The sequence below is a fragment of the Nocardia pseudovaccinii genome (assembly GCF_050942345.1).
Classification (GTDB): domain Bacteria; phylum Actinomycetota; class Actinomycetes; order Mycobacteriales; family Mycobacteriaceae; genus Nocardia; species Nocardia pseudovaccinii.
Map to the genome: position 1 here is coordinate 614933 of NZ_CP192074.1, position 22975 is coordinate 637907.

Here is a 22975-nt window from a genome sequence, read left to right on the forward strand (position 1 = left end):
GGCACCCTCATGCGACCTTGTCATAGACCAGAACGATCGCGCCGGAATCCGTGGTGGACAGATCGGTGAGCGACCAGTTGGTTGCGGGCACGCCGTCCTCGAACAGTCGTGCGCCACCGCCGACGAGTTCGGGGCACAGCGTGATGATCAGCCGATCCAGTTCACCCGCCGCCAGCAGGTTGTTGATCACGCTGCCGGAGGCCAGTACCACGATGTCGCCGCCGGATTCGGCGCGCAGCCGCTCGACCGTCGCGGCCGGATCGGCCTCGGCGATGCGGGAGTTCGGCCAGGGCGTCTCGGTCAGGGAGTGTGAGAAGACCACCTTGTCCACCGCATCGAGCCAGGCAGCGAAGGCCCTGTCGCGGGGCTCGGCGTTCTCGTCGGCGGCGACGGTCGGCCAGTAGCCGCCGAAGCCCTCATAGTTCTTGCGGCCGAGCAGGGCCGTGGTCGCGGTGGTGGTCAGCTTGACCATCTGATCGCGGGAGGCGTCGCTCACGGCGTGCGGCACGATCCAGCTCATGTCGTAGTCGCCACCGCTGCCGTTGGTCCGGCCGTCGAGCGACAGCGAGATATTGGCGATGACGCGTCGGGTGCTGGTCTCGGTCATGATCAGTTCCTTTGTTTCGGTGGCGCCCCGTGCGCCGCTGCAATGAATACTTCCGGCGCGGCCACCCCCGAACATCTGCCAGCTGGCCGATATTCGCGCGGGCAGGTGGCAGATACCCGGTGGTCGGCCGCGGGCGGTCGTGGCAGACTCCGAGGCGCGATGATCGACTCCGACCAGCAGTTTCCGCCCGAGCTGTCGTCGTTTGTCGGCCGCGCCGAGGAACTGGCCACGCTCACCTCGGCGGTCGCGCCCGGACGGGTGCTCTCCCTGGTCGGCCCGGGTGGCTGCGGTAAGACCCGGTTGGCCCTGCGCTCCTGCGCTGCGCTCGCCGATTCCTGGCCCGACGGCATTCGCTGGATCGGCTTGGAGGACGAACGCGACGCCGACGGCGTCACCCGAGCCATCGCATCGGCCCTCGGCGTACCGCTGGCCGCCGACCCTGTGCACACGCTGACTCGGGAACTGACCGCGCGCAGCATCCTGCTGGTGGTCGACAACTGTGAGCACCTGCGCGAACCGGTAGCGGGGATCGTGTCGGCCATCCTGGCGCGCTGCCCGAGCGTCGGTGTGCTCGCCACCAGCCGGGTGCCGCTCGACCTACTCGGTGAAAAGGTGCATCGCCTGTCGGCACTCAACCTGGCCGATGCACTGGATCTCTTCTCGGACCGCGCAGGAACCGCGAAACTCGGCCCGGACGCGCTGGCGGCGGCGCGCCGGGTCTGCGACCGGCTGGATCGGCTGCCGCTGGCCCTCGAACTCGCCGCAGGCTGGGCGGGCACTCTTTCGTTGGCGCAGTTGGCGGATTCGCTGCGGGATCCGTTCGCATTCCTCGATGACGACACCGGACGCGCCCCCTTCCGGCAGGCGACGCTGACCGCATCGATGCGCTGGAGCCACGACCTGCTGGACCGGGATGAGCGCGAATTATTCCGGCGCCTCGGTGTTTTCGAGCCCGGATTCGCCGCGCAGGCGATTTCCGGTTTGGCCGAACGGCTGGACGTTCCGGTCCAGCGTTATCTGCGGGCATTGCGTGGTTTGATCGCCAAATCTCTGGTGTCGGCGGATACGACGGGACTGGTCGCCCGCTACCGAATGCTCGGTGTGGTGCGCGATTACGCGCTGCTGCGGCTCGACGAGGCGCAGGAGACCGTGGCGCTGCGCGATCTGCATCTGGAGCTGATGCTTGCGCTGGTGGAAAGTGCTGCGCCGCTATTGGATTCGGATAAGGACGAGTGGCGCGCGCTGCTCACCGTCGAATATCCGAATGTCCGTGCCGCCATCGAATGGGGTTTGGATCGGGCCGAGCCCAATGCCACAGCGGGCCGTAGATTAGCGGCCGCGGTGGCGTGGCTGTGGCATCTGGGCACGCATGCCGCCGACGGCGTTCGGCTACTGGAACATGCGGCGGCGCAAGGGAATGGCACCCGCGACGAGGCCCAGGCGCGCGTGCTGCTGGCCCAGGCGCTCGTTGCCGACACCGCGCTACCCGGGCCGATTGGTTATGAAAAGGCATGCGCCGCAGCGAAACTAGCCGAACAGCTCGGCCTGGCGGATGTCGGCCTGCTGGCCCGCACACTCATCGCCATCGGCACCATCGGATTCGATCTGGAGCGCACGCGCACCGAAGCATGGGCGGTGCGCGCAGACGCGCAACGGGCCGGCGACGGCTTCGTCACCGATGCCACCCAGGCACTGATCGGCCTGGTTCACCTACTGCGCGACGAACACCGCGACGCGATCGAACAGCTCGAGCCCGCCGTAACGGGACTGCTCCGGCGTGGCGACCGCGCCATCGCCTCGTCCGCACTCGGCTGGCTCGCACTGGCGACCGCGCAATCCGGAGCACTGGCCCACGCCATCGAACTCGCCGAACAGGCCGTGACCACCGCGGCACCCCTGGGCGACTTCCATCGCATTGCATTGGCCCGCACCGCGCTCGCCGAAATCCTGCTGTGGGCAGGCAGGTCCGGGTCGGCGGGCGCGGCGCTCGCGCCGATCGATCGGCTCGTCGAGGGGGCGGAGACACCGCCATTCGTCCCCGGTTGGGAGCGGGCGCACGCCTTACTCGAACTCGATGCCGGACGGCCCGCCGAGGCCGCTGCCTGGTGCCGTCACGAAGGTCGTTGGCAGGAGCGGCCTTCCGACGATCAACTGACCCCGTGGACGCGGCTGGTACTCGCTCGTGCGTTGCGGGAATCGGGAGCGGCAGCGGATTCGGCCGATCTGCTGGACCGGTTGTCGGCCACACCGCTCACCACGGCCCTGCCGTCCGTGCATGCCGCTGTGCTGGAGCAGCGGGCATTACTGGCTCCGGATACCGAGCAGGAAATGCGAATGCACCACGAGGCCTTGCGAATTCGAGACGAACACGGCCTGGTGCTCGCCTGCGCCGATAGCCTGACGGCTCTCGCGGCTGTGGCGCTGCGACGTGCGTCGTTCGAGACGGCGGGCTTGCTGTTCGGCGCGGCCGAACGGGCTCGTGCCGACGCCGGATCTGTTGTCCGCGTTGATATCCCCGACGAAACGCGGCTGCTGGAATACCTCGAGCGCGGCCGCATCATGTCGTTGCGGGCGGCGATCGACTACATCTCCCGGGCCCGTGGCAGACGCAACCGCCCCGATTCCGGCTGGGAAAGCCTCACGCCAACAGAGCGTTCCGTGGTCGAACTCGCCGTCTCCGGCCTGACCAATCCGGAGATCGCCGCGCGTTTGTTCATCGGCCGCGGCACCGTGAAAACGCATCTGGCCCACGTATACGCCAAGCTCGGGATCGCCAATCGCACCGAACTCGCCCGGCTCGCGCCCAGTGATTAGCCGCGCAGAAATGACAGGCGCACTTGGCGGTCCGGGTTGTCGACATTGAGGTCGACCATCGCGATTGATTGCCAGGTGCCCAGGGTCAGTGCGCCGCCGATGACGGGCACGGTGGCGAAGGGTGGGATCAGCGCGGGCATGACGTGGGAGCGGCCGTGTCCGCGGGAGCCATGGGCATGCCGCCAGCGATCGTCGGCGGGCAGCAGGTCGCGCAATGCGGCGAGCAGATCGTCATCGCTGCGCGCGCCGAGTTCCATGATCGCGATCCCGGCCGTGGCATGCGGCACGAAGATGTGCAGCAGCCCGTCCTCGCCCGCCTCGCGCGCGAACGACGCGCACTGTGCAGTGATGTCGTACACGACCTCGGATCGTCCCGTGGTCACCTCGATCACCGTGCTTTTCATGGGCTCAAGCTGCTTTGCGGAGACTTGCGAGGGCTCGGATGGCGTCGGTGAGCGAGATCGGGTGGTCATGCTCGATCGCGGCGAGGCCGGTCTCGAGCAGTTGGCGCATCAACATGGACTGCGTGATGCCGCGATCGGTGGCCGCGTCCTTGATGCGCTGGTCCAACTCGCTCGGCATCTTCAATGATCGCGACACCATCACCCCGTCGGGGCCGGGTTTCGGCGGCAGCTCGACCTCTTCGTCGGTGTACTCCAGACGCGTAGCGACGGCGTCCATCTCCTCGGGGGTTCCGGGCCATTCGAGTGTGCTCATCGCGTCTTCTCCCGCTTATCGGCGTAGCGCACCTCGATCACCCCCATGGCGCTCGATCCCGGCCATTGCGAGAACGGCGAAGGCGCTGTACCACCATTCGTACCCCACTCCTCGATACTACGCTGTAGGTACCACCCGCGTGGTACCTACAGCTGTTCGCGGCCTCCCGAATGGCATGGGTTGCCGGAGGCAGGCTGCGCTTTCGGCCGAGTTCGATTCGCGAACGGCCCCTTCGATACTCGCGGGCTGAGGAGGTAGGAACAGATCCGCTGGGCCTCGGCCGGTACGCTGGGGTGCTGTTAGCAGCTGATTGTCGATCTTGGAGGACCCTGTCGTGGCTCTCGTTGTTCAGAAGTACGGAGGATCCTCGGTAGCGACCGCCGAGCGTATCCGGCGCGTCGCTGAACGGATCGTCGAGACGAAGAAGCAGGGCCACGACGTGGTGGTTGTCTGCTCGGCCATGGGCGATACCACCGACGAGTTACTCGATCTGGCGCAGCAGGTGGCGCCTGCACCGCCGGCTCGGGAAATGGACATGCTGCTCACCTCGGGTGAGCGCATCTCCAATGCGCTGGTCGCCATGGCCATTCATTCGCTCGGCGCCGAGGCTCGCTCGTTCACCGGCTCGCAGGCGGGTGTGATCACCACCGGATCGCACGGTAACGCCAAGATCATCGACGTCACCCCGGGCCGGGTGCGCGCCGCGCTGGACGAAGGTCTTGTCGTGCTGGTCGCCGGTTTCCAGGGCGTCAGCCAGGACAGCCGTGACGTCACCACGCTCGGCCGCGGCGGCTCCGACACCACGGCGGTCGCGCTGGCCGCTGCGCTGGAGGCCGACGTCTGCGAGATCTACACCGACGTGGACGGCGTCTTCACCGCCGACCCGCGGATCGTGCCCGACGCGCAGCAGCTCGAGCAGGTCTCCTATGAGGAGATGCTCGAGCTCGCCGCCTGCGGCGCGAAAGTACTCATGCTGCGCTGCGTGGAATACGCGCGCCGCTACAACGTTCCGGTGCATGTGCGCTCGTCCTACACCGACAAGCCCGGCACCTACGTCTATGGATCGATGGAGGACATCCCCTTGGAGCAAGCAATCCTCACGGGCGTCGCGCACGACCGCAGCGAGGCCAAGGTGACCGTGGTCGGCCTGCCGGACGAACCTGGCTACGCCGCCAAGGTATTCCGCGCGATCGCCGACGCGGAGATCAATATCGATATGGTCCTGCAGAACATTTCCAAGGTCGAGACGGGTAAGACCGATATCACCTTCACCCTGCCCAAGACCGAGGGCGCGCGTGCGGTGGAGATGCTGACCAAGCGTCAGGACGAGATCGGTTTCTCGCAGGTGCTCTACGACGACCACATCGGCAAGGTCTCCCTCGTCGGCGCGGGTATGAAGAGCCATCCGGGCGTCACCGCGACCTTCTGCGAGGCGCTGGCGAACGCGGGCGTGAATATCGACCTCATCTCCACCTCCGAGATCCGGATCTCGGTGCTGGTCAAGGACACCGAACTGGACGAGGCCGTGCAGGTGCTGCACAAGGCCTTCGATCTGGGCGGCGACGAGGTCGCCGTCGTCCACGCGGGAACAGGACGATAAGCATGGGTGTACGGGTAGGAGTCGTCGGCGCGACCGGACAGGTCGGCGCCGTCATGCGAAAACTGCTGGAGGAGCGCAACTTCCCGGCCGACGAGGTGCGTTTCTTCGCCTCGGCCCGCTCGGCGGGTAAGACCCTGCCGTGGCGCGGCGGCGAAATCGTGGTCGAGGACACCGAGACCGCTGATCCCACCGGCCTGGATATCGCGCTGTTCTCCGCGGGCGCCACCATGTCGCGCGTGCAGGCCCCGCGTTTCGCGGCGGCCGGTGTCACCGTGATCGACAACTCGTCGGCTTGGCGTAAGGATCCCGAGGTCCCGCTGGTCGTGAGCGAGGTGAATCCGGAGCAGACCCGCAATCTGGTCAAGGGCATCATCGCCAACCCGAACTGCACCACCATGGCCGCGATGCCGGTGCTCAAGCCGCTGCACGATGTGGCGGGTCTGCGGCGCCTGGTCATCTCGAGCTACCAGGCGGTCTCCGGCAGCGGCCTGGCCGGTGTCGAGGAGCTGGTCTCCCAGGTGCGCGCCGTGGTCGACGATGCCGAAAAGCTGGTGCACGACGGCAGTTCGGTGCAGTTCCCGGCCCCGAACAAGTACGTCGCGCCGATTGCCTTCGATGTGATCCCGCTCGCCGGTTCGCTGGTCGACGACGGCTCCTTCGAAACCGACGAAGACCAGAAGCTGCGCAACGAGAGTCGCAAGATCCTCGGCCTGCCCGACCTGCTGGTCAGCGGCACCTGCGTGCGTGTCCCGGTCTTCACCGGACACTCGCTGTCGGTGAATGCCGAATTCGCCGAACCGATCTCGGTCGAGCGCGCCAAGGAAATCCTCGCCAAGGCGCCCGGCGTCGAGCTCACCGACGTGCCGACCCCCCTGGCCGCGGCGGGCAAGGACGACTCCCTCGTCGGCCGCATCCGCCAGGATCCTGGCGTCCCCGAAGGCCGCGGTTTGGCGCTGTTCATCTCCGGCGACAACCTCCGAAAAGGTGCCGCCCTCAACACCATTCAAATCGCCGAAGTCCTGTTGGCCCAGCGCTGACATTGACCGAACGGGCCGTTCCGATCGTGAGATCCGAACGGCCCGTTTGCTTTTCGGTCATCTGAAATCGAATGTCACCGACGAGCTGAGCAGTGCCGTCAGTGACAGCCCGAAGGTGCGCCGGAAGGTCTCGCTCAGGTGTGACGGGGAGGCGAATCCGGCATCGGCGGCACAGCGGGTGAGGTCGTGTCCGGCGGCGAGGCTCGCGAAAACCATTCGGAGCCGCGCCCATTGGCGGTAGCGGCGGAATGTGGTGCCGGTGTGTGCGGCGAAGGTTCGTAGGAAGTGGGTTTCCGACATTCCGGCGGCATCGGCCGCGTGCTCGGCGCGGATGTGCGCGGTCGGGTCGTCACGAATGTCGCGGACAATGGCATCTATTCGGGGGTCCATGGCCGATTCCCGAACCGATATCAGGCGCTCCAGCTCGGCGACTCCGGTTCGGGCGGCGGCGATGAGGACGGCTTCCGCGCTCGGATCGACAGCCGCGGACTCGACATTGCTACCCGAAACGGTGGTGACCCCAGCGATCATCGCGATGCCGGGTTCGGCGAACAGCAATGCGATCCGGCCCTCCGAGACGATCCGGGCTGGTACCCGAGCCGGTATGAACACGCTGCGGGTGATGATCGCCTCATCCGCGGCCGTCTCCACCGCGAACGGTCCGTCCAAGCTCAGGCCGAGATACCCGATCGACGTGGCATGCATCCCGACGCCCAGTTCCGGGCCCAGATATCCGACATGCGCGGGCCGCATCCACAGCACCGGCGCACCGCAGGTTTGTGAAAGCGCGGTCCCAGTCATGTTCGTCAGGCTAATCGGTGCCCGGCGCAATCAGCCGATGCGAGCCGCAACGACAGGAGATGAACGGATATGGCAACCCATGGAGTTACCGCGAAGCCGAGCTGGCAGACCAGGGCTATCACCGCGCTGTTGGCCTCGCGCGGCCAGAAGCGGATGCTCGGCAGCGCGGAAGGGATTCATGCGGCGCTGGAAAAGCGCGACCGTCGCGTCAAAGAGGTCCGGCCCCCGGCGTTCCTGCGCAAGGCGGCGACCGTCACCCGGGATGATCTCGACGGTTGGCCCGTATTCCGGGTCACGCCGACCGCCGGACCCACCGACGTCAGCGTGGTTTTCCTGCACGGCGGCGGGTTTTTCGCCGAGATCGTGCGCCCGCACTGGAGTTTCGTCCGCGAACTCGGCGCTGCCATTCCGGCGGAGGTCGTTGTCCCCATCTATCCGCTGATCCCACATTGCAGCGCCGCGGACATGGTCGCCACCACCGCCGCGATACTCGCCCGCACGATCGAACAGCGCGGCTCCGGCAAGACCGTGGTGATGGGCAATTCGGCGGGCGGCCTGCTGGCACTGGCGGCAACACATGTCCTGCGCGATCAGGGTGGGCCGCAACCATCTCGGGTCGTGCTGATCTCCGCATGGCTCGACGCCACCCTTTCCGACCCGGCAGTGGCCGAGCTCGAACAGGTCGATCCGTTGCATCAGCGGCCCGGAATGGCCGAGGTGGCGCGCATCTACGCCGACGGCCTCGACCTGCGCGATCCGCGCGTCAGCCCCCTGTTCGGCCCCGTCGAAGGACTGCCGCCCCTGACCATCTTTTCCGGCACCCACGAAATGGTCCTGCCCGACGCCCGAACCCTCACCCGCCGCGCCGAAGCCGCCGGGGTACCGGTCGATTACCACGAGGGCCCGGGGCTGCCGCACAACTACGCGCTCATGCCCAGCCCCGAAGGTCGTGCGGCTCGCAAGATCATCATCGACGCCTGCCGCGCGCCACGTCACGATCTGTCGGCCGTCGACTGGGACAGCGCGAGTCGATAACGGTCCTGCTCACCGCGCCTTGCCCGCCCGGTTCGGTCAGTGGGGCCGTAGTCCGTCGAAGACGATCGCGAAGGTGCGGCGGCGTTGCTCCGCGGTGGTGTTGGTGGCGTTGGCGGCCAAGAAGGTGCCTTTGACGACGCGCATGAGGTCGTCGATATCGATATCGCGTCGTACGTCCCCGGATTGTTGTGCGCGGGTGAGTAATTGGGCGATGGCGACCCTCAGATCGTGGGCGGGTTTGCGACTTTCGGGGGCGTCGGCGCCCACGGCTTCGGCCAGGTCGCGTTTGACGGTGCCCTCGGCGACCATGCGGTCGAGGAAGTCGAAGAAGACTTTGCCGGGGTCGGGGGCGGTGGCGAGTTCGCGGGCATAGGTGATCATTCGCTCGACGCGGTCGACGATCGCGGCTTCGAAAAGCGCTTCTTTGGTGGGGAAGTGGCGGTAGACGGTGCCCGCGCCGACGCCAGCGCGGCGGGCGATTTCGTCGAGCGGGACCGCAATGCCCTCGGCGGCGAAGGCCTCCTGTGCGGCGGCGAGTACGCGGTCGCGATTGCGGCGCGCGTCGGCGCGTAGCGGGCGCGGTTCCTCGCGATCGGTCATGAGGGCTGAGTTTACTGGAGGCATTGACAAGCGGGGCGACCGTTCCGGATGATAAGCGGGGTCAACGTTCCGCTTATTTGAGACAGGTGTTTTCATGGTGGAGACTTCGGTGGAAAGCCCTCGTGAACTGGTTGAACGGCTGTTCCGGGAGCTGCCTGCGCGCGATGCCGACGCATTCGTCGAGCTGCTCGCCCCGGAGGCGGTGTTCGAGATCCCCTTCGTGATTCCCGGAATGCCGAACCGGCTGGTCGGGCGCGAGGAGATACGCGCGCATCTCGCGCAGCGCTGGTCCGGAATTTCGCGAATCGAGGTGCACGGGATCTATCCACAGGTGTACGAAACAGCCGATCCCGAGGTGGTTTTCGTGGAGAACGAGGTGGATATGACGGTGCCCGGCGCCGAGCGGGCGCGAGTTCGCACCTCCGTCAATGTCGTACGGGTCCGCGACGGCAAGATCACGCTGTTCCGCGACTACATGGATACGGCGCGTTTCGCCCGGCTTGTGGAGAACTGACCCGGCAGGCCCGGGCGGGCCGAAATTCCGTCGCTCCGCCCGGGTGCCCACTGCTAGCCTGCGCCGATGGCGAATCCTTATCCACAGGTGTACTTCGGCGACCGGCTCATCGACGCGGAACAGGCGTCGGTCGCGGTCGCATCGTCGGCAGTGCTGTATGGGCTCAGCGTGTACACAGTGTTTCCAGTGCTTGTGGATGGATCGGCACGCACCGCATTTCGGCTCGACGACCATTTCCGCCGACTCGAGGAATCCTGCAAGATCATCGGCATCGACCGGTTCGCCGCCGAATGGGACTTCGCCCGATTCCGCACGGCGATCATCGACCTGGTCGCGGCCAATGCGCCGACCGAGGACGTATTCGTTCGCGCGACAGTGCATGTCGTCGAATCGATTCCAGGCACCCGGGTCCGCGGCTGCGCCATCCAGGTCAGCATTTTCGTCTACGACGCGGTGCCGATCGTGCCCCAGGACGGTATGCGGCTGAAATCCAGTCCATGGCGGCGCATTCCGGACAATGCGATTCCCTCGCGGGCGAAAGTCAATGGCGCGTACGTCAATTCGGTACTCGCCAAACAGGATGCGATCGACAGCGGCAACGACGACTGCATCTTCCTCGACGGCAACGGCCACGTGTGCGAACTCAGCGCCGCCAATATCTTCCTCGTCCGCAACGGCACCCTGATCACCCCGGACGTGTCCTGCGACATTCTCGACGGCATCAACCGCCGCACCATCCTCACCCTCGCCGCCGAAGACGGCATCCCGATCGTCGAACGCACCATCGATCTCACCGAGCTCTATATAGCCGACGAAGTCTTCGTCACCGGCACCTCATCCGGCACCTCCCCGGTCGCCGAAGTCGACGGCCGCCTGATCGCCGACGGCCGCCCCGGCCCCCTCACCCAAACCCTCCGCAAACGCCACACCGCCGCCCTCCGCACCGACACCCACCACAACTGGCTCACCCCCCTCTGACGCTCCCGCAGAAGCCGTCACTACCTCGCACAACGTCTACCGTGTGCGAGGTGGTCGCCTGCTGTGCGACGCACTCAATTCCATTGCGCCGAGTGGGATTCCCTCCGCGCAGGGCGGCTCGGTGTGTGATCCCGGCCGTGGCTAGTTGACGCAGCGTTACCGTGTGCGAGGTCGGCGCGATGCGAGGTGCTCGATCCTCAGCGGCAGCGCGGGATTACCTGGCGGGATCGTAGGCATCACAAGCGGTCGAGGGCGGCGATGGTGCCGAGGAACAGTTCCACGTTGTCGTGCACGAATTTGTCGCGGGGGTAGGGCAGCGCCTGCTGGATCCAGGCCGTGACAGTGTCGCCGAACGCGCCGACCAGAAAGCGTGCGGTGAGGTCGATGGCGGGATCCTCTGGAGCGCGGTCGGGAACCAGCTGCGCCAGGATTCCGCGGAACGCGAGCGACACATCCTCCGAGCGCGTCAGCCGCCGCTCGGCCACGGCCGGATGCCCATATGCCTTGGTGGACAGGATCTTTCCCTTGGCGGGCGCGGCCAGGAAGAATTCGACCATGGCGTGGACCACCGCGTCGACCTGTGCCCGACGGTCCGGTGCCGCGCTCGCTGCCGCCGCACCGACGGCGCTCGAGAACTGGCGAAAAGCCAGCTCGAATGCGGCCCCGATCAGATCGTCGAGATCGGTGAAACTCTCGTACACGAACCGGGTGGACAGTCCGGCGGCTTTGGCGACCGTGCGGATCGTCAGTCCGGCCGCACCCTCGGTCGCCATTACCTCGAAGGCGGCCTCCAGGAGCTGGTCACGACGGGTCGCGCGTCGCTGATCAGCCGATATCCCGCCATAGGTGCGCGCCGTGGATGCCATCCGCCAATCTTGACACATTTGTTTCCTGAATCTAGCTTGATTCGAGAGACAACTGGTTCCTGATTGAGGGGTGAGCATGACCGGACTCGCCGAAGCGTCCGATCTGAACGCATCGCACGCCGACCTACCCGGCCTGAGCAGGGACTCGCTGACCGCCCGCCTCGCCGCGGACTGGCGATTGATCATGCTCGCCCCGAGCGCATTGTTGCTGCAGGTAGCGCATCCGGTGATCGGCTCGGGCGTGGCCGAACACTCGATCTTCAAGACCGATCCGATCGGCCGATTCGACCGCTCGTACTGGCCGACCCTCGCCCTGGCCTTCTACGGCGACGACTCCGCCGCCTACGGCCGCGACATCCGCGCCATGCACAAGGGCATCGGCGGTGTCGATCACGCGGGTCGGCGCTATCACGCCTGGGAACCCGAGGCCTATTTCTTCGTCCTGGCCACCGCACATTGGGCCGCCGAAATCGTCGCGACTCGTTTCGGATCCGGACTCACCGAGTCGCAGCGCGCCGACCTGTACGACGGCTGGCGGCACACCGCATTACTCGCGGGACTCCCGGAACGCGCTGTGCCCGAGAATCTTTCCGCCTTCGAGGCATGGTTCGACCGGGTCGTGCGCGAGCGGCTCGAATATCACCCGAGCGTCGACGATGTGCTGGAGACGATGTCTCGACCGCCGGTGCACGCGCCGATTCCGGTTTGGCTGTGGAAGCTCGTCATGTGGCGAATCGTCGGACCGCTGGCGGTCTGGGTGAATACCGGTGTGCTGCCGCCGATCCTGCGTGAGCGGCTCGGCCTCGCATGGACCGCGCGCGACGAGCGGTGGCTGCGCCGCTACGCCGTCGTGATCCGCGGCGTAGATCGAGTGTTGCCAGGACCGGTTCCCACCATCACCCGCGTCGTCGCGCTGTGGCGGAAAGAGCAGATCATGAACAATATTCGACGTGCGGCGGAGGCGGCGTGAGCAATAGCGCGGATTGCGGCATTGTGCGCCAGCCGAATCCTCTGAACAGCCCTATGCCCGACGGTCCGCTGCCGCCACATGTGGACGGCTGCTTCGGCTGTGGACCACGGAATCCGGCGGCCGTCGGCATCGCACTGAACCTCGAAAACGACCGCATCATCGGCCATTTCACCCTTGATGAACGCCACCAGGGCGCTCCGGGCGTCGCACATGGCGGTGTCATCGCGGCCGTACTCGACGAGGCGTCCGGTACGGTGCCGACCACCATGTGCGTTCCAGCGGTCACCGCCAAGCTCGAGGTGAATTATGTGCGCCCCGCACCGCTGCACCGGCCGATGATCGTGACCGCGATCCTCGATCGGCGCGAAGGCGAGCGCAAACTGCATATCCACGCCCGCCTCGAACACGGCGGTGAACTCATCGCCGAGGGTAATGCCCTGTTCATCGCGGTCTCGCCGGATCACTTCTTCGCGCAGGGTGCTGAGGAAGGCGATATCCCTTTCTTCGGCGTGTGATTCAGCGGATGCCCGGCGTGCGCGGATCCGGACCGAGGCAGACCAGGATGGCGCACCCGGGTGCGGTATCGGCGAACGGTGGCGCCAATGGATAGTTCAGGCAGCTGAAGACATTGCAGCCCGGATATGCCGCAGGTCCGATGCCGAAGACCGCGATCAGCAGATTCGTATCCACGAACCGCCTCGGATCCAGACGCAGCGGCGGCTCCACATACGGACCCGGATCGGGCACCGGACGGACTTCGAAGGCACCGAACAGCCGACGGAAGAATTCGTACGGCAGCTCCTCGGTGTTCTGCACAATTCCCGAAATGCCCTCGTTGCTGACATTTCCGAAGACTCCGGTCCACACCACCGTCAAATCCAGGCTCGGCATGATGAAGACGTTCTGCATGCCGAGCCCCGACATCGAGTAGATGTCGGCGGGCAGGTAGGCGGCGGTCTCGGCGCATCCCGGTCCGACCCAGAACAGATAGCCGTAGCAATCGTTCGCCGCTGACGGTTGGCGTGCCTTGTGCAGATACGTCTGGGAAACGATTTGCTGCCTGCCCCAGCTGCCGTTATTGCTCACCAGCAGTCCGAGCTTGGCGAAATCGTTCGGCGGGATCATCAGATGCGCGTATCCGTAGGTGTGCCCGGCGCGGTCGCGCGCCCAGTAGTAATCGCCGCGTTCGATGCCGAGCGGATCGAAAAGCTCACGCTGCGCGAACTGCTGCAATGGCTCACCCATGGCCAATTCGATGACGTAGGCGAGCAGATCGACATTGCGCTGGCTGTAGCTGAATGTCGTGCCCGGCGGATTGTCCAACGGCACGCCGAGCGCCTGCACGGCACTATTCGGATCGATCGGAATCACCCCGGTGACGCCCTCGGTGAGCACGCCCACCTTCATGCCGGAGGTTTCGGTCAGCAGATTCTCCACGGTGATCGACCGATGCTGCTTATCACCGAGTCCGGGCGGCAGATAGCGATCGATCGGCGCTTCGATATCGAGTTTCCCCTGATCCCAGGCTATTCCGGCGAGCAACGACACAATGCTCTTCGTCGCACTCCAGATATTCCAGGCGACATTCCCGGTCTGGTCGTTCGTCGGCCCCGCACCGATCAGGCAATTGTGCCGGAACACCTGCACATTCAACCGATTACGGCCGCTCGCGAATTCCAATGCCTCCGCGAGCCGCCCCGAATCCAGTCCAACCTGTTCCGGTGCCGCCCGTTCCGGCTCGCGCCCGGAAGACACCCCACATGACAGCTGCTCGGTGTGCGTGGCCTGCGCACCTCCGGCGAAAACGCTTCCCGCAACCAGCGATACCGCCGCGATTCCGGCCAGGAATCCGTAGATGCGCCCCATGTGCAAAGGCTATCGCGACCGACCTCGCCAGACCGGGCAACAGGCTGAATGCGTCTCAGTCAATTGCCAACTCGGCGCGCCGCTCGACGTCGTAACGCATCTTCCGCGCACCGCTCATACAAATCGATCCGCATTTCGGACGGCATCCGCGGCGTGTCCGTGCCGCGAACCACCTTGTGCCAATGGCGAGGACCGCGATTCCGTTGGGTACCGAACCGAGCGGAAGCGCCCGCCGATGTCAGCGGTGTGTGCGTACTGCGAATGAGTCAACGCCCACGGTTGGGATCGTGTGGTCTGGTCAGTATCGGACCGTGTGGTTGCGACAGCTAGGCGGGAGTGGTGTGCGTACCGCGAACCTGTCAGGGCACTCGGTTGGGATCGTGTGTCTGGTCAGCACTGACCCGGGTGGAAGCCGCAGCCAGACATCAGCGGTGTGTGCGTACTGCGAATGAGTCAGCGTCCACGGCTGGGATCGTGTGTCTGGTCAGTATCGACCCGAGTGGAAGCCACTGCTGGACGAGACGGTGTACCGCGAACCTGTCAGCGCCTACGGAGGGACCGTGCGTCCGGTCAGCACTGACCCGGGTGGAAGCCGCAGCCAGACATCAGCGGTGTGTGCGTACCGCGAACCAGCTAGCGCCCACGCCGAGGACCGCGAGACCGGTCAGCACCGAAACGAGCGGAAGCGACAGCCCGACAATCACGCAACCCGCCGCGCCGATGAGCGGCACCCAGCGTGGCGGACGATCCTCGGTCAACGTCGCCGCCGAGACATTGGCGATCAAGTAATACACCAGCACCGTGAACGACGAAAACCCGATGGCCGCACGCAAATCGAAGGTCCCCGCGATGACGGCCACCACCGCCCCGACCGCCAACTCCGCCCGATGCGGCACACCGAATCGCGCATGCACGGCGGCCAGCGAACCCGGCAGATATCTGTCGCGTGCCATCGCAAGCACCGTGCGCGAAACCCCGAGTATCAGCGCGAACAGCGATCCGGCTGCCGCGAGCACCGCACCGACTCGGACCACCGGGGCCAGCCCGGACACCCCGGCCGTCGAGACCACCCGGGCCAGTGGATCGATCGCATGCGCGAGGCCCGCGGACCCGAGTACCTCCAACGCGGCCACTGCCACCAGCGCATAGACCGTCAGCGCGATCCCGAGCGCGATCATGATGGCCCGTGGAATCGTGCGTTGCGGGTCGCGCACCTCCTCGCCGAGGGTGGCGATGCGGGCATATCCCGCGAAGGCGAAGAACAGCAATCCCGCGGCCTGCAGGACTCCGCGCGGTCCGATTCGGTCCGGCAGAGTCGTTGCGGCGGAATGGCTGCCGACCAATCCGACCGCGACAACCAGCACCAGCACGGCCAGTACCGCCGCCACGATGATCCGGGTGGCCAGCGCCGATTTCTGCACGCCGGTGTAGTTGATCGCGGTGATCGCGACAACTGCCGCGACCGCGACGACCCGCGAATGTTCCGGCCACGCATATCCGCCCACTGTCAGTGCCATCGCCGCACACGATGCGGTCTTACCCGCGACGAATCCCCACCCGGCCAGATATCCCCAGAACGCACCCAGACGCTCGCGTCCATACACATACGTCCCGCCCGATACCGGATACCGCGCCGCCAGCCGCGCCGAGGACGTCGCATTGCAGTAAGCGAGCAGTGCGGCCACAGCCAATGCGAGCAGCAGCCAACTGCCCGCCGCGCCCGCCGCGGGAGTAAGTGCGGCGAAGATACCGGCGCCGACCATGGACCCGAGCCCGATGACCACCGAGTCGGTGAGCCCGAGCCTGCGTCGCAGCGCGTCGCTGTGCGTTGCCATGGCTGCATCATCGACCACATCGCGGTCGACCACGAGCCGAGCCGCTCCGGAATTACAAAACGCCGCCAGGTTGGTAAACCTGGCGGCGCTGAGTCGCCGGACGCCACGCCAACGTCACGACTCGAGTGCCGACGTCCCACAAGCGCCTCTCGGCGAGTGGTCGCTCGTAGCGACGAATGGGGTGAGGCCCGGGGCTGTCCGGACGCCGACAGAGGTGATCAACGGTCCGCCGTCCGGATCTATTCCACGAAATGCGATGTGATGCGCACAACGAAAATCACCTGGTCGGATCCACCACGATGCGCGTCCTCCCGATAATTCCCAGCTGCCTGGGCAGCGCGCGGACCTGCCTGCGCGTTATGGACGCATACGGCTGCCACTGCCACGAACAGACCTATCGGTATCCGTTGAGCAACTCGAGCTGTGTCGTCATTCACGTCACCAGCGGGAGCTAGCGCCCGGCCTTTGCCAGCATGGCAGAAGTCGGCGTCCTCCCACCCGAGACCGGATATGCACCGGCAGAACTGCGGGCGGCACGCCACCGCGCCCCGCGGCCGTGGTCAGATGCGGCACGGCCGCTCGACGGGCAGGTCCCTGGACCTGTCGGCTACCCGCGGGCGGTGGTTCGGGCCGGTACGGAGTCGCATACGCAATCTAGAATCAACGAGCTCACGAGGTGAAGAGGGGGATCGGCGTGTCCGATGATCTGGTGCTGACCGAAATGCTGGCAGCGTTGGAGCGCAGTCCAGAGGTGCTCGCGCTGCGGGTGCGGGTCATCGAGTTGCTGATCGATCGTGGCCGCCATGCCGAGGCGCTGGCCCAGTGTGCGACCGCGCTGAGTAAGGAACCCGGACATGCTCGGGTGCTGGAGTTGTTGCAGCAGTGCACGATTGCGCTCGCAAGTGGTGCGGCGACCCCCGCTGCGCCGACCCGGCCGACGCCGAGCGAGTCGACGACGCCGAGCCCGCCGTCGCCGAGCGAGTCCCTGCTGAATCAGCCGTCGCTGAGCGAGTCCCCGCTGAGCCCGCCGTCGCCGAGCGAGTCCCCGCTGAATCAGCCGTCGCCGAGCGAGCCCCCGCTGAATCAGCCATCGCTGAGCGAGTCGACGCTTAGCCCGCCGTCGCCGAGCGAGCCCCCGCTGAATCAGCCGACGCTTAGCGAGTCGACGCTGAGTCAGCCGACGTCGAGCGAGCCGACGCCGAGTAACACCATGCCGAACGAGTCGGCACCGGATGAGGCGAAAGACGATCCGTCGCAATATGATTGGGCGGCCGCCGAAGAGCAGGTCGGCGATATCATCGCCCCCGCATTCATTGATGAGGGCTCGCGGGAATTCGTCACAGACTCCGATGTCGGCGTATTCGAGAAGCCCACGGTCAAGCTGGCCGATGTCGGCGGCATGCAGGATGTGAAGCGTCAGCTCGAACTCACCCTGCTCGGTCCGATCCGAAATCCCGGATTCGCCAAGGCTTTCGGCACTTCCGCGCGCGGCGGACTGCTGCTCTACGGCCCGCCCGGCTGCGGTAAGACCTTCATCGCCGCGGCGGTCGCCGGTGAACTCGGTGCGAACTTCTACCCGATCGAAATCGCCGACATCCTCGATATCTACCACGGTTCCGGTGAGCGCAATCTGCACGAGGTCTTCGAAATGGCCCGCCGCAATGCGCCCTGTGTGTTGTTCCTCGACGAGGTCGACGCACTCGGGCACAAGCGCAGTCAGATGTCGGGTTCGGCCTGGATGCGCAATGTGGTGAATCAGCTGCTCAACGAGATGGATTCGGCCACCCGCAGCAACGACGGCGTCTACATCCTCGGCGCCACCAACCACCCCTGGGACCTCGATGTCGCCCTGCGCCGCCCCGGCCGGTTCGACCGCATGATCCTGGTCGGCCTGCCGGATTCGGACGCGCGCCGCGCGATCCTGCACTACCACCTGAAGGATCGTCCGGTCGCGGGCATCGATCTCCCGGCGATCGTGCGGCGCACCGATGGCTTCTCCGGTGCCGATCTGGCCCACATCTGTACCTCGGCAACACAATTGGCGATGGCCGACTCGATCAGCACCGGCACCGTGCGTCCCGTCGGCATGGCCGATATCGAGGTCGCACTGAGCCAGATCAAGCCGAGCGCGGGCCCCTGGTTCGAATCCGCCCGCAACGTAATCGAATTCGCCAATAACGACGGGACCTACGACGAACTCGCGAAGTACATGCGAGCCAAGAAGTTCCGCTCCTGAAACAGGCCCGGCCGAGCCACCCGGGCCACACCAACCCGCACCCCATCCGGGGGACAGCGCATCGTCGGCGTCCTGGAACCGCGCGTCGTCTGCGTCCCAGGGGTGCGCGTCACCGGCGTCCCTGGAGCTGCGGGTCGTCTGCGCCCTGAGGTTTGTGGATCTCCCGCTTTTGAGGTGTATGGGTCACGGCGTCCCAGAGCTGCGCGTCGTCTGTGTCCCAGGGGTGCGCGTTGTCTGCGCCCGGGTGTGCGGATCTCCCATCTTGGCGGTGTGTGGGTCATGGCGTCCCCTGAGCTGCGCGTCGTCTGCGGGGTGCGTGGTGTGTGCGCCCTGGAGGTGTGCGGCATCTTCGTGCCCGGAGGTGCGCGTCCCCGGGAACTTGCGCGTCACGGGCGTCCTTGGGAGCTGCGCGTCGTCTGCGCTGTCGGTCTGCGTCTTGGGTGTGTGCGTCACCGGCGTCCCTGAAGCTGTGGGTCGTCCGCGCCCCGGGGTGTCGACACCTGTGCGCTGAAGGTGTGCGGCATCTCTGTCTTGGAGGCGTGCGGCGTCGGTGCCCGGAGGTGCGCGGCATCGGCGTCCCGCTTGCGTCTCGAAGCCCCCAGTCGCCCGGGGTCTTCCATGACCGCCGCCACATCCGCTGGCTGGGCCCGCACGACAAGCTTCTTTTCTGGAACTATCCAAATTCTTGACTAACTCCAGAAAATGCGTAACCATCGGATGCATGCACACCAACCTCACCGAACCGCGCGAACGCTTGCGCGCGGCGGGCCTGCGGGTTACCGCCCCACGGGTCGCGGTGTTGGCTGCGGTGGCGGCCCGACCGCATTCGGATGCCGATCGGGTGGCCGCCACCGTCCGCGAAACTCTGGGCTCGGTATCCACGCAGGCCGTCTATGACGTGCTCCGGGCCTGCGTGAAGGCCGGAATCCTGCGGCGCATCGAACCCGCCGGTTCGCCCGCGCTGTACGAGACGAGAGTCGCGGACAACCATCACCATCTGGTGTGCCGAAGCTGCGACACGGTCGTCGATGTCGACTGTGTCGTGGGCGCGGCCCCCTGCCTGGAACCCGAGGACGCGCACGGGTTCGTGATCGACGAGGCCGAGGTCGTCTTCTGGGGTCTGTGCCCGACCTGCCGTACACAACTCAGCGAAGGAGGCTGCCGATGACCAAGCCGACCACCACCAACACCGGAACGCCGGTATCGAGCGATAACGAATCGCTCACTGCGGGCACCCAGGGTCCGATCCTGTTGCACGACCACTACCTCATCGAAAAGCTCGCCCAGTTCAATCGGGAGCGGGTGCCGGAGCGGATCGTGCACGCCAAGGGCGCGGGCGCATACGGCGAACTGGTGGTGACCAATGACGTGAGCCGCTACACCGAGGCCAAGCTGTTCCAGCCGGGTGCGCGGACCGAATCGCTGGCGCGGTTCTCCACCGTCGCGGGCGAACAGGGCAGCCCCGACACCTGGCGCGACCCACGGGGTTTCGCGGTGAAGTTCTACACCGAGGACGGCAACTACGATCTCGTCGGCAACAACACCCCGGTCTTCTTCATCAAGGATCCGATAAAGTTCCCGGACTTCATTCGTTCGCAGAAGCGCCTGCCCGGCAGCGGCCTGCGCGATCACAATATGCAGTGGGACTTCTGGACCCTGCGTCCGGAGACCGCCCACCAGGTCACCTGGCTGATGGGCGACCGCGGCATCCCGAAGACCTACCGTCATATGAACGGCTACGGCTCGCACACCTACCAGTGGATCAATGCCGCCGGTGCGCGCTTCTGGGTGAAATACCACTTCAAGACCGATCAGGGCGTCGACTACCTGCCCCAGGCCGAGGCCGATCGCTTGGCCGGTGCGGACGCCGACTACCACCGCCGCGATCTGTACCAGGCGATCGAGCGCGGCGAGTTCCCGAGCTGGACCCTGTACGTGCAGGTCATGCCGGTCGCCGAAGCCGAGGGCTACCGCTTCAACCCGTTCGACCTGACCAAGGTGTGGTCGCATCGGGACTACCCGCTGATCGAGGTCGGCAAGTGGACGCTGAACCGCAATCCCGGCAACTACTTCGTCGATATCGAGCAGGCCGCCTTCGAACCCTCGAATGTCGTTCCCGGCATAGGCTTTTCGCCCGACAAGATGTTGCTCGGCCGGGTGTTCGCCTACGCGGACGCGCACCGCTACCGCATCGGCACCAACTACGCGCAGCTGCCGCCGAACCGCGCACGCGCCGCGGAGGTGAACTCCTACTCCAAGGAGGGCGCTATGCGCTACGACTACAACGACGCGAATGTGCCTGTCTACGCGCCGAATTCGTTCGGTGGCCCGCATGCGGATCCGGAGCGGGCGCCCGATGGCGGCGTTTGGGAGTTCGACCCGGCCGTCGTACGTGCCGGTTATCTCGAACACGCCGAGGACGGCGACTTCACCCAGGCGGGCACCCTGGTCCGTGAGGTTTTCGACGACGAGCAGCGAGATCGTCTAGTGGACAATATCGTCGGCCATGTGCTCGGCGGTGTGCGCGAGCCGGTGCTGTCCCGGGTCTTCGAATACTGGAAGAACGTGGACGCCGAGCTCGGCAAGCGCGTCGAGGAAGGTGTCCGCGCCGGACTGGACGGCTGATAACTCGGCTCCGAAAACAGCTCCGCCCCTGACCATTTCGGTCGGAGGCGGAGCTTTTCGTTATGGGGAATCCACGGGCCCCAGGGCTCGGAACTACAACAGGCCCCACCAATAGAGCAGTGTGGCCAGCACCCAGACAACCACGGTTTCCATCGCCGCTCCCATTCTTCTTGGCGCCCTCATGCTCCATCATCCGCCGATTCGCGCCACCGCGCCGCAAACTTATCGGGATCTTCCACAAGTAATGCGACTACCTGCGGTTTTGTTCCTGCAAGGTCTTCTTAAGTGCCCAACAAGCCCGCGACGGCATTGTTTGTGTCAACACCGCAACACAAGCCACAACCGGGGGTGGGGAACCGGGCTCGACCTGTTCACGAGGGGTAACAGGTCGCGTCACGGGGGTAGTGCCAGCCGGGCCGGTCCACGAGGGGTGACCGGCCCGCTGGCGCTCTATCGGGGGCAACCACTTCGGATGGCTCTTCCCGGAGCTGACCGGCGAATCCGTCGCCGCTGCCGAAGGTAACCATTCGGTGCGTGCCGACGATCCCATCCAAGGATGTATGTGGCCGGGCCGGTTCACGAGGGGTGACCGGCCCGGCCGGGCCTCGAGCGGTCAGCCGACCGTCTGGACCGAGTAATCGGGCAGTTCGTAGCTCTCGGTCTTGGTGAGCATCTTCATCATGAGCGGCTTCATGATCTTGGTGGTCATCAGTCTGCTGACGAACAGACCCGCGCGAATGCCGAACCGCGATTGGGGCGTCATCGACCGCAGACCACCCGGCGGCAGCTCCTGCGCGGTGGCGACGAACGGCCGCAGCACCTCTTCGTAGCGGGCCAGCGCCTCTTCGGGATCGGTTGCGTGCGCGGCGATTTCACCGGCGAGGACGTACGCGCCGACCAGTGCCATCGCGGTGCCCTGCCCGGTGAGCGGCGAACCGCAGTAACCCGCGTCACCGAGCAGCACCACGCGGCCCTTGGACCAATTCGGGACGTCGATGCGGGCCAACTCGTCGAAGTAGAAGTCGTCGGCGGTGGCCATGGCATCGCGCACGGTGCTCGCGATCGTGCCGCCGTCGGCCAGCCGCTCGCGGATGAGCTGCTGCTGTGCCGCGACATCGCGACGCAGCGCCGGATTCGCGGAGTCGCGAATGACGACCAGTGCCTTGCAGGTGGCCGGATCGGCATCCGGGCGCAGTCCCACACCGGTCGCGCCGACCAGGGAGTTCATCGCGATCCAGTGCTGTTCCGCATAGCCGGGCGTCGGCAGCGTGAAGAAGGACATGTAGCCGCCGAGATAGGTGGAGAAATCCTCCTCAGGGCCGAAGACCAGGCGCCGGGTCGAGGAATGCAGCCCGTCCGCGCCGATCACGATGTCGAACCGCTCGGTGCTGCCGGAGGCGAAGGTGACATCGGCGCCCGCGTCGTCCTGGCTGATCTCGGTAACCCATTCGCCGTAGCGGTAATCGACACCGCCCGCCTCGTCGAGCAGATCGAGCAGCACCTGGTTCAGGTCGCCGCGGGTGATCTCGATCTCGGCGACCGAGCCCTTGCCCTCGAAAACCTCCGCTGCCATGCGCAGCAGTTCCTTGCCTTCGCTGTCCACGAAAACCATGCCGCGCTCGTCCAGTTGGAATTTGCGAATACCCGGCATGAGCCCCATCCGCTCCGCCACCTCGACGCTCGGACCGCGCAGATCCACGGCCTGCCCGCCGGGGCGGGGCGCGGCCGCCCGCTCGACCACGGTGGCCCGGATCCCGGCCCGGAGCAGTTGCAGGGCAACGGCATTGCCGCCGATGCCGCCGCCGCAGACGAGGACCCGCGGGCGGTTGGTGGCGGGGTTGGTGTTGCTCATGATCTGTTCCTCACTGGCTCGA

Annotated in this window: 20 protein-coding genes; 11 read left to right on the forward strand and 9 right to left on the reverse strand. The window is 66.0% G+C overall.

Going from position 1 to position 22975, the window contains the following annotated elements:
- Positions 1-7: 7 nt before the first annotated feature.
- On the reverse strand, positions 8-607 hold the full coding sequence (locus ACQPZ2_RS02815) for a dihydrofolate reductase family protein (protein WP_433524167.1): 600 nt from the start codon (positions 605-607) through the stop codon (positions 8-10).
- Between the two features lie 159 nt (positions 608-766).
- On the opposite strand from ACQPZ2_RS02815, the gene ACQPZ2_RS02820 reads away from it, so the two are divergent.
- Positions 767-3421 carry a helix-turn-helix transcriptional regulator gene (locus ACQPZ2_RS02820; protein WP_433524168.1) on the forward strand — a complete coding sequence of 885 codons (2655 nt, stop codon included), beginning with the start codon at positions 767-769 and terminating at the stop codon, positions 3419-3421.
- On the opposite strand, the gene ACQPZ2_RS02825 is transcribed toward ACQPZ2_RS02820, so the two are convergent.
- Both ACQPZ2_RS02825 and ACQPZ2_RS02830 read right to left on the reverse strand, forming a co-directional pair.
- Positions 3418-3825, reverse strand: coding sequence for a YjbQ family protein (locus ACQPZ2_RS02825; protein WP_433524169.1), 408 nt, complete (start codon positions 3823-3825; stop codon positions 3418-3420). The genes ACQPZ2_RS02820 and ACQPZ2_RS02825 overlap by 4 nt on opposite strands.
- A 4-nt stretch (positions 3826-3829) precedes the next feature.
- Positions 3830-4138, reverse strand: coding sequence for a hypothetical protein (locus ACQPZ2_RS02830; protein WP_433524170.1), 309 nt, complete (start codon positions 4136-4138; stop codon positions 3830-3832).
- Between the two features lie 334 nt (positions 4139-4472).
- Between ACQPZ2_RS02830 and ACQPZ2_RS02835 the strand changes: the two genes are divergently transcribed.
- Together ACQPZ2_RS02835 and ACQPZ2_RS02840 are read left to right on the forward strand one after the other, a co-directional pair.
- The gene (locus ACQPZ2_RS02835; protein WP_063046385.1) at positions 4473-5738 is read left to right on the forward strand and encodes an aspartate kinase; all 1266 of its coding nucleotides are present in this window, start codon (positions 4473-4475) and stop codon (positions 5736-5738) included.
- A gap of 2 nt (positions 5739-5740) precedes the next feature.
- A complete protein-coding gene (locus ACQPZ2_RS02840; protein ID WP_433524171.1) occupies positions 5741-6775 on the forward strand; it encodes an aspartate-semialdehyde dehydrogenase in 1035 nt (344 codons plus the stop codon).
- Between the two features lie 57 nt (positions 6776-6832).
- On the opposite strand, the gene ACQPZ2_RS02845 is transcribed toward ACQPZ2_RS02840, so the two are convergent.
- Positions 6833-7576, reverse strand: coding sequence for a helix-turn-helix domain-containing protein (locus tag ACQPZ2_RS02845; protein WP_433524172.1), 744 nt, complete (start codon positions 7574-7576; stop codon positions 6833-6835).
- A 69-nt stretch (positions 7577-7645) separates the two neighbouring features.
- On the opposite strand from ACQPZ2_RS02845, the gene ACQPZ2_RS02850 reads away from it, so the two are divergent.
- Positions 7646-8611 carry an alpha/beta fold hydrolase gene (locus ACQPZ2_RS02850; RefSeq protein ID WP_433524173.1) on the forward strand — a complete coding sequence of 322 codons (966 nt, stop codon included), beginning with the start codon at positions 7646-7648 and terminating at the stop codon, positions 8609-8611.
- A gap of 36 nt (positions 8612-8647) precedes the next feature.
- On the opposite strand, the gene ACQPZ2_RS02855 is transcribed toward ACQPZ2_RS02850, so the two are convergent.
- Complete coding sequence (locus tag ACQPZ2_RS02855; protein ID WP_433524174.1) at positions 8648-9211, reverse strand: TetR/AcrR family transcriptional regulator; 564 nt, start codon at positions 9209-9211, stop codon at positions 8648-8650.
- A 94-nt stretch (positions 9212-9305) separates the two neighbouring features.
- Between ACQPZ2_RS02855 and ACQPZ2_RS02860 the strand changes: the two genes are divergently transcribed.
- Both ACQPZ2_RS02860 and ACQPZ2_RS02865 read left to right on the forward strand, forming a co-directional pair.
- Positions 9306-9725 carry a nuclear transport factor 2 family protein gene (locus ACQPZ2_RS02860; protein ID WP_433524175.1) on the forward strand — a complete coding sequence of 140 codons (420 nt, stop codon included), beginning with the start codon at positions 9306-9308 and terminating at the stop codon, positions 9723-9725.
- A gap of 66 nt (positions 9726-9791) precedes the next feature.
- Entirely contained in the window at positions 9792-10703 is a 912-nt protein-coding gene (locus ACQPZ2_RS02865) for an aminotransferase class IV (protein WP_433524176.1), read from the forward strand.
- 236 nt (positions 10704-10939) lie between these two features.
- Here the strand turns inward: ACQPZ2_RS02865 and ACQPZ2_RS02870 are convergent, their stop codons facing one another.
- Positions 10940-11569, reverse strand: coding sequence for a TetR/AcrR family transcriptional regulator (locus ACQPZ2_RS02870; RefSeq protein WP_433524177.1), 630 nt, complete (start codon positions 11567-11569; stop codon positions 10940-10942).
- Positions 11570-11645: 76 nt separating this feature from the next.
- Between ACQPZ2_RS02870 and ACQPZ2_RS02875 the strand changes: the two genes are divergently transcribed.
- Together ACQPZ2_RS02875 and ACQPZ2_RS02880 are read left to right on the forward strand one after the other, a co-directional pair.
- Positions 11646-12539 (forward strand): oxygenase MpaB family protein, encoded by an 894-nt coding sequence (locus ACQPZ2_RS02875; protein ID WP_433524178.1) that lies wholly within the window; start codon positions 11646-11648, stop codon positions 12537-12539.
- Positions 12536-13054: a PaaI family thioesterase gene (locus ACQPZ2_RS02880; RefSeq protein ID WP_433524179.1), complete on the forward strand. Its 519-nt coding sequence runs from the start codon at positions 12536-12538 to the stop codon at positions 13052-13054. Before ACQPZ2_RS02875 ends, ACQPZ2_RS02880 begins: the two co-directional genes overlap by 4 nt.
- A 1-nt stretch (position 13055) precedes the next feature.
- Here ACQPZ2_RS02880 and ACQPZ2_RS02885 read toward each other — a convergent pair whose 3' ends face one another.
- Positions 13056-14405 carry a serine hydrolase domain-containing protein gene (locus tag ACQPZ2_RS02885; RefSeq protein ID WP_433524180.1) on the reverse strand — a complete coding sequence of 450 codons (1350 nt, stop codon included), beginning with the start codon at positions 14403-14405 and terminating at the stop codon, positions 13056-13058.
- Positions 14406-15010: 605 nt separating this feature from the next.
- Positions 15011-16240, reverse strand: a complete 1230-nt coding sequence (locus tag ACQPZ2_RS02890; RefSeq protein WP_433524181.1) for an APC family permease — start codon at positions 16238-16240, stop codon at positions 15011-15013.
- A 694-nt stretch (positions 16241-16934) separates the two neighbouring features.
- On the opposite strand from ACQPZ2_RS02890, the gene ACQPZ2_RS02895 reads away from it, so the two are divergent.
- From ACQPZ2_RS02895 to ACQPZ2_RS02905, 3 genes are all read left to right on the forward strand, one after another.
- Positions 16935-18476 (forward strand): AAA family ATPase, encoded by a 1542-nt coding sequence (locus tag ACQPZ2_RS02895; RefSeq protein ID WP_433524182.1) that lies wholly within the window; start codon positions 16935-16937, stop codon positions 18474-18476.
- A gap of 721 nt (positions 18477-19197) precedes the next feature.
- Entirely contained in the window at positions 19198-19644 is a 447-nt protein-coding gene (locus tag ACQPZ2_RS02900; RefSeq protein ID WP_433524183.1) for a Fur family transcriptional regulator, read from the forward strand.
- On the forward strand, positions 19641-21101 hold the full coding sequence (locus ACQPZ2_RS02905) for a catalase (RefSeq protein ID WP_433524184.1): 1461 nt from the start codon (positions 19641-19643) through the stop codon (positions 21099-21101). Before ACQPZ2_RS02900 ends, ACQPZ2_RS02905 begins: the two co-directional genes overlap by 4 nt.
- A 613-nt stretch (positions 21102-21714) precedes the next feature.
- On the opposite strand, the gene ACQPZ2_RS02910 is transcribed toward ACQPZ2_RS02905, so the two are convergent.
- Entirely contained in the window at positions 21715-22953 is a 1239-nt protein-coding gene (locus ACQPZ2_RS02910) for an FAD-dependent monooxygenase (RefSeq protein ID WP_433524185.1), read from the reverse strand.
- Positions 22954-22975: the final 22 nt, after the last annotated feature.

Excerpts from the sequence above, each read along its gene's own strand:
- ACQPZ2_RS02850 (WP_433524173.1), top strand. The coding sequence starts at position 7,646 with ATGGCAACCCATGGAGTTACCGCGAAGCCGAGCTGGCAGACCAGGGCT.
- ACQPZ2_RS02840 (WP_433524171.1), top strand. The coding sequence starts at position 5,741 with ATGGGTGTACGGGTAGGAGTCGTCGGCGCGACCGGACAGGTCGGCGCC.
- ACQPZ2_RS02870 (WP_433524177.1), bottom strand. The coding sequence starts at position 11,569 with ATGGCATCCACGGCGCGCACCTATGGCGGGATATCGGCTGATCAGCGA.
- ACQPZ2_RS02890 (WP_433524181.1), bottom strand. The coding sequence starts at position 16,240 with ATGGCAACGCACAGCGACGCGCTGCGACGCAGGCTCGGGCTCACCGAC.
- ACQPZ2_RS02855 (WP_433524174.1), bottom strand. The coding sequence starts at position 9,211 with ATGACCGATCGCGAGGAACCGCGCCCGCTACGCGCCGACGCGCGCCGC.
- ACQPZ2_RS02865 (WP_433524176.1), top strand. The coding sequence starts at position 9,792 with ATGGCGAATCCTTATCCACAGGTGTACTTCGGCGACCGGCTCATCGAC.
- ACQPZ2_RS02885 (WP_433524180.1), bottom strand. The coding sequence starts at position 14,405 with ATGGGGCGCATCTACGGATTCCTGGCCGGAATCGCGGCGGTATCGCTG.
- ACQPZ2_RS02860 (WP_433524175.1), top strand. The coding sequence starts at position 9,306 with ATGGTGGAGACTTCGGTGGAAAGCCCTCGTGAACTGGTTGAACGGCTG.
- ACQPZ2_RS02845 (WP_433524172.1), bottom strand. The coding sequence starts at position 7,576 with ATGACTGGGACCGCGCTTTCACAAACCTGCGGTGCGCCGGTGCTGTGG.
- ACQPZ2_RS02905 (WP_433524184.1), top strand. The coding sequence starts at position 19,641 with ATGACCAAGCCGACCACCACCAACACCGGAACGCCGGTATCGAGCGAT.
- ACQPZ2_RS02875 (WP_433524178.1), top strand. The coding sequence starts at position 11,646 with ATGACCGGACTCGCCGAAGCGTCCGATCTGAACGCATCGCACGCCGAC.
- ACQPZ2_RS02900 (WP_433524183.1), top strand. The coding sequence starts at position 19,198 with ATGCACACCAACCTCACCGAACCGCGCGAACGCTTGCGCGCGGCGGGC.
- ACQPZ2_RS02830 (WP_433524170.1), bottom strand. The coding sequence starts at position 4,138 with ATGAGCACACTCGAATGGCCCGGAACCCCCGAGGAGATGGACGCCGTC.
- ACQPZ2_RS02820 (WP_433524168.1), top strand. The coding sequence starts at position 767 with ATGATCGACTCCGACCAGCAGTTTCCGCCCGAGCTGTCGTCGTTTGTC.
- ACQPZ2_RS02815 (WP_433524167.1), bottom strand. The coding sequence starts at position 607 with ATGACCGAGACCAGCACCCGACGCGTCATCGCCAATATCTCGCTGTCG.
- ACQPZ2_RS02825 (WP_433524169.1), bottom strand. The coding sequence starts at position 3,825 with ATGAAAAGCACGGTGATCGAGGTGACCACGGGACGATCCGAGGTCGTG.
- ACQPZ2_RS02910 (WP_433524185.1), bottom strand. The coding sequence starts at position 22,953 with ATGAGCAACACCAACCCCGCCACCAACCGCCCGCGGGTCCTCGTCTGC.